Annotated in this window: 5 protein-coding genes and 1 riboswitch; of the genes, 4 read left to right on the forward strand and 1 reads right to left on the reverse strand. The window is 46.5% G+C overall.

The genetic code is table 11. The features are described 5' to 3' along the window. The 4 genes from rmuC to H0Z23_RS08130 form a co-directional block, all read left to right on the forward strand. Positions 1 to 1,192: DNA recombination protein RmuC (gene rmuC, locus H0Z23_RS08115; RefSeq protein ID WP_296868942.1), on the forward strand; the 1,192-nt coding region annotated here is incomplete at its 5' end. Between the two features lie 108 nt (positions 1,193 to 1,300). Next, positions 1,301 to 3,223 (forward strand): HD domain-containing phosphohydrolase, encoded by a 1,923-nt coding sequence (locus tag H0Z23_RS08120; protein WP_296868943.1) that lies wholly within the window; start codon positions 1,301 to 1,303, stop codon positions 3,221 to 3,223. Positions 3,224 to 3,312: 89 nt separating this feature from the next. Then, positions 3,313 to 4,446 carry a hypothetical protein gene (locus H0Z23_RS08125; RefSeq protein ID WP_296868944.1) on the forward strand — a complete coding sequence of 378 codons (1,134 nt, stop codon included), beginning with the start codon at positions 3,313 to 3,315 and terminating at the stop codon, positions 4,444 to 4,446. Between the two features lie 156 nt (positions 4,447 to 4,602). Next, positions 4,603 to 4,785: riboswitch (cobalamin riboswitch) on the forward strand. 96 nt (positions 4,786 to 4,881) lie between these two features. Beyond that, positions 4,882 to 6,684 (forward strand): TonB-dependent receptor, encoded by a 1,803-nt coding sequence (locus tag H0Z23_RS08130; RefSeq protein ID WP_296868945.1) that lies wholly within the window; start codon positions 4,882 to 4,884, stop codon positions 6,682 to 6,684. Between the two features lie 277 nt (positions 6,685 to 6,961). On the opposite strand, the gene H0Z23_RS08135 is transcribed toward H0Z23_RS08130, so the two are convergent. Beyond that, positions 6,962 to 8,557: YgiQ family radical SAM protein (locus H0Z23_RS08135; protein ID WP_296868946.1), on the reverse strand; the 1,596-nt coding region annotated here is incomplete at its 5' end.

Genomic DNA, 8,557 nt, shown 5'->3' on the forward strand with positions numbered 1-8,557 from the left:
CTCTGGAACGTTTTTTATTTTAATTTTAGTCTTTTTTGTAGGGTTTTTGCTTGGGGTTATTGCGTCCTTCCTCATGAAATTTTTTCATGGAAAGACGGCTAGAGAGCTTGCAGAAGAGTTGTTTTATGAGAGCGAGGCCAGGAGGCAAAATCAGATGGAAATAATTCTCTCTAGATTGAAAGAGGCCTTTGGGGAGCTTTCAGTGCAGGCTTTAAAGTGCTCCACTGAGGAGTTCTTGAAGCTTGCTCGCTCGAGGCTTGAAACCGAAAGACAGATGGGCATCAAGGAACTAGAGGAGAAGAAGGCCCTTATAGATCGGAGGCTTGAAGAAATGGCTCTTAAGCTGGAGAGCCTCTCGTGCCTTGTAAATGAGCTTGAAAAGGACAGGGAAAAAAAATTTGGAGAACTGGCGGGAAAGCTCTCCGAGTTTAGCATACAAACGGCCGAGCTAGCCAAAACGGCAGGCAGTCTCAGGGAGGTTTTGGCCAGCTCAAGGGCGCGAGGCCAGTGGGGAGAGCGGATGGCAGAGGACATATTGAGGGCAGCAGGATTAGTTGAGGGTATAAATTACACTAAACAGCGCACGTCAAAAAGTGGCACCCGGCCGGATTTTACGTTCTTTTTGCCTAAAGGGCTCTTTTTGAACATGGACGTTAAATTCCCCTTCGATAACTACTTGAGATATGTTGAGGCAGCTACAGAACAGGAGAAAGAAAATTTCACCAAAGCATTTCTAAGGGATGTCAAAAATAGAATAAAAGAAGTAGCTTCCAGGGAGTATATTGACCCGGAGCAGGGTACGGCGGATTACGCCCTTCTTTTTATACCTAACGAGCAGATATTCGCTTTCATTCACGAAAAGGATCCAGCCCTCCTCGATGAAGCCCTTTCAAAGAAGGTCATATTCTGTTCGCCATCCACGCTTTTCGCCGTTTTGGCGGTCATAAGGCAGGCGGTGGACAACTTTGCGCTGCAGCAGGCATCTAAGGAGATATTGTCCCTTTTTGGTAGGTTTAAATCCCAATGGGAGAGTTTTCTTTTAAAAATGGAAAAGCTCGGGAAAAAGATACAGGCTGTTCAGGAAGAGTATGACTCGTTAATGGCCTCAAGGCGCAAGAACCTCGATAGAGTCCTTGAAAAAATAGAGGCGGAGAGAGCTTCACAGAGCTGTGACCTTGAGGAGATAAGATAACAAAAAGCCATTTGCGCTCTTAAAAAATGTTAATATTATTGCAGAACGATAAGGGTCAACAAATATGGCGCGTTAGTGGTTTAGTTAGAGTATAAGAGGAGAAAGAGGATGCAAAAAAGACGCCTGCAGGCGGTGCTAGTGGTCTTATTTGTTGTGTTTTGCTTTTGTTTTCCTTCGTGTGCATACTCGCGGTCGCGGCAGCAGGTAGTAGTTAGAGTGGGTGTTTATGAAGACTACCCATTCATTTTCACGTCAGGGCAGAATAAGGTTCAAGGCATATATGCAGATATTTTGAGGTTTATAGCGGCTCACGAAGGGCTAAAGCTGGAGTACGTCAAAGGAACATTTGAGGAGGGGCTGAAGCGCCTTGAATCTGGTTCCATTGATGTAATGACTTCTATTGCTTATTCACCCGAGAGGGCGGAAAGATTTGATTTTAACAACAAGGCGGTATTTACCAATTGGGGTATTCTATACAAGAGAAAAGGATTGAACGTAGACTCCATACTGGACCTTGAAGGCTTAACTGTAGCAATGGAAGCAGGCGATATATACGGACAGTATTTCAAAGGCCTGGTTGGGCAATTTGGCATAAAATGCCGCTTTATAAAGGTCTCCAGTGTTCAGGATGTTTTCGAAGCCATTCTGAAGGGAGAAGCTGCTTGCGGAGTGGTAAACCGCATTTTTGGGAAGCTACAGGAAAGCAATTATCCAGTCGAAGCCACTAACGTAATCTTTAAACCTGTGGAGTTGCGTTTTGCCTTTCCAAGGGGCAAGTCCAACACTTTGAGGCAAATTATAGATTTTCATTTGACACAGATGCAAAAAGACCCTCAGTCGGTTTTAAACAAATCTTTGGCAAAGTGGCTGGGGGAAGTTAATGAGGAAAATCCAATTCCAACTGGGGTCTATGTTCTGATGGCTGTTTTGGGCATCTTGGTTATTGCCCTTTCTATGGGCGGGTATAGGGTGCTTAAGGAAAATTGGGATCAAGCCAGGGAGCTTTTGGCGAATAAAAGGGAGCTTATTCGCCAAAAAACATTTTTCGAGAAGCTTTTTGAAGGGATTCCCGATGCCGTAGCTTTGGAGGACCCTCTAACCTTTAAAGTCATCAAGATTAACAGGACCTTTACGGACATGTTTGGTTATTTCCCTGAAGAAGCGGAAGGAGAAGTTTTAAGAAACTTGGTAGTCCCTGAAGATAGGATGAATGAAGCAGACCTTCACATAAAGATGGCAAGAGAAGGCAAAAATGTGGAAAGGGTAACTATTAGGAAAAATAAGGAAGGCAGAGATATCCATGTTTTATTCAAGAAGATCCCTATAATTTTAGATGGGCGATTTGAAGTAATCTTGAATACATACACCGATGTAGGGTATCTGGCTGAGTTGGCTAGGAAATACAAAATTGCAAGGGATAAAGCTAGAGAGGATCTCGAACAGGCAGAAAGGCTATGGGAAGAGACCATAGAGATTCTAGCTGAGATTGTTGAGATGAGAGACCCTTATACCTGTAGCCACCAAAAAAGAGTTTCTTACCTTGCTGCAGCTATTGCCATAGAGATGGGGCTTCCAAAAGAGACGGTCAGGCTTGTCAGGCTTGCAGGGTTTATTCATGACATAGGGAAAATAGCTGTGCCCTCTGAGATTCTTAATAAGCCGGGGGCCTTAAGTGACATAGAAATGGAGATAATAAAAACTCATCCACAGAGAGGTTATGAGCTTTTAAGGAATATGAGCCACCGGACACAATTGGCGGAGATAGTGTACCAGCACCACGAACGCCTGGATGGGTCCGGTTACCCCAGGGGCCTTTCAGGAGATGCTATTTGCCTTGAGGCCAGAATATTGGCTGTAGCTGATGTAATGGAAGCCATGCTGTCTCATAGGCCTTACAGGTCTGCTTTTTCTCTAGATGAAGCCATTGCCGAGATTACAGAGGGAAAAGACTTGTTGTACGATGCGAGAGTAGTTGATGCCTGTGTTAGGCTTTTTAAGTGTAAGGGCTTTACTTTAGGCAGTACATCTTAAGCTTAACAGGTTAGTGTTATAATTAGAAAAAGTAGATGAGAGGCAGTTTTAGAGAGTAGGAAGAGAACAGAAAAAGGAGGCGTTTAAAGATGAAAGTGCTAACTCGAAGAGAACTGATTGCCTTATCGGAGCACAAGGGGGATCCCTGCGTTTCGATCTACATGCCCACGCCCCTTCCGGCAGAGCCCAGAAAGAGCCAGATAAGCTTTAAGAGTGTGATTGGAGAAGCTCAAGAGTCTTTAGTTTCTCGTGGCCTGAAGCCTCAGGAAGTTGAGAAGCTTGTTGAGCCGGCCAGGAAACTTCTTTCCAACTCCATTTTCTGGGAGAATCAGAGTAAGGCTCTTGCTGTGTTTCTGTCTGAAGGTTATTCTGGCATATATAGGGTGCCAATAGATGTGCCCCATCTCGTGGTAGTGTCTGAAGCCTTTCATATAAAGCCTTTTTTGCCTCTGGTGGGAGGGAAGGAGGATTTTTACGTTTTGTGCCTCAGCAAGAAGAAGATAAGGTTGCTGCAATGTACGAAAGAGGACTTTAGGGAAATAGATTTGGAAAATGTTCCCCAGAGCATATCTGAGGCCCTCCAGTATGAGCCTCTGGAAAAGCAAGGCCAGATTGGCTCTGCTCCGGGCAGGCAGGGGTTGTTTCATGGCCATGGCGCCGGAGACGAGGACCTGAAGGAAAATATCAAGGCCTTTTTGAGGATGGTGGATAAAGGGCTGAAGGATATCCTTAACGACGAATCTGCACCCCTTGTCCCTGCAGGGGTATCTTATGTTGTCTCTTTGTACAGGGACGTAGCTTCCTATCCTCACATAACTGAGGATTTCATTGAGGGAAGCCCAGACCGCATGAGCGCTGAGGAGCTTTTACAGAAGGCAAAGGCTATAGTGGAGCCTATTTTTAAAAAGGAAGAAGATGAAGCCAGAAGGAAGTTCGAAGCCCTCTTGGGAACTGGTAAGGCTTCTTCTTTGCTTGAGGAAGTAGTGCCTGCGGCCTGCTCTGGGCGTGTGGATGTTTTATTTGTTCCATCGGGGAAGCAGGTATGGGGCAAGTGGGATAAGGAAACACAGAAAGTAACGTTAACGGCAAAAGACGAACCAGCATCAAGGGACCTTCTGGATTTGGCTGCGGTGGAGACCTTAAAAGGCCAAGGCAGAGTATATGTTGTAAGGCCTGAGGATATGCCTTCAGGCGGGGATGTTGCTGCTATTTTTAGGTATTAGATTATATCAAAGAGCTCCTAAAGTTCAGTAGGCAAGGGGAGGCAGGGAAAACCTGCCTCCCCTATGTTTTGGCATGAGCGGGTTGTTTTGGATACAGTTACTACTATTATTAAAATATATTGGAAGCTCTTGACGGAGAGGATATTAGAATATATCGTATGTTGGAAAATTAAAAGCACTCAGGCAGGGAGGAAATCGGGAAGCCGGTGAGAATCCGGCACAGCCCCGCTACGGTGAGGGTGACGAAGGGCGCACGATGCCACTGGCATGTATGCTGGGAAGGCGCGCCTGGAGGAAGACCCCAAGTCCGGACACCGAACCTTTCTGCAGGCAGTCTCTTTCCTCGAGGGCCGGGAAGGGGACGAGTTTTTTGCAGGGCCCCGGAAGGGGCTTTTTTTATGGCCCCATCAAAATTTCTGAAGGGGTGATGGTTCTGTGAGAAAAGTCATTGCATGTTTGGGTATCGTTGGGCTGTTTTTGTTGTGTTTTTTAGTGGTGTCGTCTTGTCCGGCTCATGCTGAGGACGCAATGGTCCTTGAGCCGGAAGTTGTGACGGGCTCCAGGATCTATGAATCTCTTGAGGAAGTCCCAGCTGCGACGTATGTGGTTACCAGCGAGGACATAGAGAGAAGCGGGGCTACCGAACTGGGGGAGCTTTTGAGTAACAGCGTTCCCGGGATTTACATATCTGCTCGTAATGGAAGCACTGCGGAGGATAATATAAAGCTCAGAGGGCTTGTTACAGAAGTTTTGTTCCTTGTGGACGGAGTGCCTTATTACAAGGCAAGCCATGTTGCAGGTGCTTCGACTGTGGATTTAAGGTCCATACCTCTTTCTGATATAGAGCGCATTGAGGTGGTGAAAGGGGCAGGTTCTGCCCTTTACGGGTCCATGGCTGCAGTGGGAGTCATAAACATAATAACGAAGAAAGCGAAAGGGAAAGGCATTTCTATTTTAGGGGAAGCTGGGAGCAACGAGTGGCGCAAGGGCTCCGTGAGCGCCTGGACGAGCAGCGGCGATTTTTCTGCCAGAATATGGTATGGCCATTCTGAAGAGGGGGAATCTCCTCTGTCCTGGAATGGTTTTGTACAAGACAAAAATTTGGATTTCGATGAAGATTCTGGAGGTATAACTTTACAGAAAGGGCCATTTACCTTTTCCGGAACGTGGGGAAAATATGATTCCCGCTGGACGTATTGGGGAAGTGAAAGCAAGCAGAAAGATGAATATTCGAGATTCAACTTTAGGTGGGAAAAAGACGGAGATAAGTTTATAGTTTATAGGCATGAAGAGAAAAAAAATTACCGGGACTTGTGGGGTTCTAGCGACTATGATGATGAAGCTTTAGGGGCAGAATTCTCCCAAAAAACCACATGGAATGATAGCCTGCTTTCCTGGGGGCTGGCGTTTAGAGATGAGGAGTTATCAGGCGCCAGCGAGGGTTCTCGCACTAACTACGCTCCATTTGTGGAAGTTTCCAAACCTGTCGGGGATTTGTTGCTTAATGTGGGGCTGCGCTATGAGATTTGGGACCAAGATAACGCAGAAGATTACAATGAGCTTAACCCCAAGATTTCCCTCTCCTATCAAACCCTTGGGGGTGCTATGTGGTACCTGTCAGCTGGACGGTTCTTCGCCATGCCCAGCTTCTACGAAATAGCTGGTGATGGTGCTTGGGTTAGTCCTAATCCGGATTTAAAACCGGAAAAAGGTCATAGCTATGAGCTGGGTTGTAAGGGACAAGACCAATACGGCCCGTGGAACGCAGGGCTTTTTTATCTAGATATGGAGGACAAAATAGCTTGGGAAGGTAGCAGATATGAAAACGTAAACAAGTATAGATCCTGGGGCTTGGAATTGTCGAAGCATTGGAAGCTTTCTCCTCTCTTTAGCCTTAAGCTTGGCGCTACCTGGATGAGAGCAGAGGAAAAGAAGAATGATAAATGGGAAAGAAGTCGTTCTCCCGAGTGGGATATAGACACGGCTTTAATGTATGAAAATGGCCCCTTCTTTGGACAGGTTACCCTTCATTATCTCGGAAACAGAGAAGAGGGAGAAAACGTCGAATCCAACGTGGCAACGGTGGATGCATCCTTGGAGTACAAAAACGGCTCGTCCACGGTTCGCCTCGCAGCATACAACCTGTTCGATGAAGATTATTGGGCTAGTGAATCTTATGGGACTTATTACTACGGCCCAGAGAGGCGAGTCTATCTGACCTGGGAATACTCGTTTTAACTTCTAGGGGCTGGAAGCAGGAAAGTATAAGATATACAAAAAACAGAACAAAACAAGGTATAATAATGCAAAAATTGAGACATTGTAGGGAATTTTATATTTAAGTGTTGACAATTTGAGAAAAATAAATATACTAACCATCTGGAAGCGCGAGGCCGCCGCAACCTTTGCTTCCTGCACCTTTACTCCTTTCTCCTCTATAAATAGATATATTTTTAGAGAGAACAGAAGCCCCGGGAATACCGGGGCTTCTGTTTATAGTAGGATTCTTTCGCTTTTATCCCTTCCTGCGAGGCTTGCCTTTTGCGTTTTTTGTTTTGAGCCCGTTTTTGGAAAATTTCTTTTTCCATAATGGGTTTGGGGCACTCTCTTTTATAAGGCATTTTTTCCCTGTTCCTATCAGGTCCAATCTCCCCGTACGAGTCAGTGCTTCCTTCACGAGCTTATGGTTTTTGGGGTTTCTCCACTGCAGAAGGGCTCTTTGCATGGCCTTTTCTTTGGCCGTTTTGGCAACGAAAATCTTTTCCCCCGTGTGGGGGTTTATCTCTGAATAGTACATGCAGGTAGATAATGTCCCAGGCGTGGGGATAAAATCCTGGACCTGTTCTGGATGATAATGAATATCCCTCAAAAATTCTGCCAGCTCTATCGCATCTTCCAAAGTGCTGCCGGGGTGGCTCGATATGAGGTACGGCACCAGAAACTGCTTCTTGCCCAGGGAACGGTTTACCTCCTCGTACATCTTCTTGAACTTCAGAAAGACCTCCTTTGGAGGCTTTCTCATGAGGTCGAGGACTCGTTTAGAGCAGTGTTCCGGAGCAACCTTGAGTTGGCCGCTTACGTGGTGCTCGCAGAGCTCCTTTAAGAAAGCTATGTTGTTTTCCGCCATTATGTAGTCGTACCTGATGCCGGAGCGAACGAAGACCTTCTTTATCCCTGGCAGAGAGCGAATTTTTCTTAAAAGCTTCATGTAGCTATTGTTGGTCTTCCGCAGATTTGGACAGCAAGAAGGCCACGTGCACTGTCGATCCTTGCAGAAAGTCCCCCTTTCCTGCAGTTTGCAGGCCTTCTCGTGAAAGTTGGCTGTGGGGCCTCCTACGTCATGGATGTACCCCTTGAAATTTTCCATCTGGGTGAGCTTTTTTGCCTCTTCGATAATTGATTTGTCGCTGCGCTTTTGGATGATTTTGCCCTGATGGGCTGAGAGGGCGCAGAAGGAGCAGCTGCCAAAACACCCCCTGTGGGCCGTTATGCTGAACTGCACTTCCTCCAGTGCTGGCACCCCTCCCAGCGCGTCGTAACCTGGGTGAGCCTTTCTAGTGTAGGGAAGCTCATATATCTGGTCTAGCTCTTTCTCAGTGAGAGGAAACTGTGGAGGGTTTTGCACCAGGTATCGGTCAACCACTTTCTGAACGATCGTCCTGCCCGTAAGTGGGTCAAGCTCATGTTCCACAAGCAGATGGGCTTTAGCGAAAGCCTTTTTGTCCTGCAAAATTTCTTCCCACGAGGGGAGTTCGACGAATTCTTCTAGCTTTTCGAGGTCTTTGGATATGTAGCACGTCCCCCGAACGTCCCTTATCTCCGAGATGGGTACGCCTTTTTCCAGTTTTTGGGCTATTTGGATTATGGTCTTTTCTCCCATTCCCCAGACTAAGAGGTCCGCTTTGCTGTCCATGAGAATAGGTTTTCTGAGCCTGTCTGACCAGTAGTCGTAGTGAACGAAACGTCTCAGGCTGGCTTCAATGCCTCCTATTATTATGGGAACGTCCTTCCACAGGGAGCGAGCCATGTTGCAGTATACTATGGTTGCCCTGTCGGGCCTTCTGCCGCCCCGTCCTCCTGGAGAGTACCTGTCGGTCTTTCGCTTTTTCTT

The sequence above is a fragment of the Thermovirga sp. genome (assembly GCF_017656375.1).
GTDB lineage: Bacteria > Synergistota > Synergistia > Synergistales > Thermovirgaceae > Thermovirga.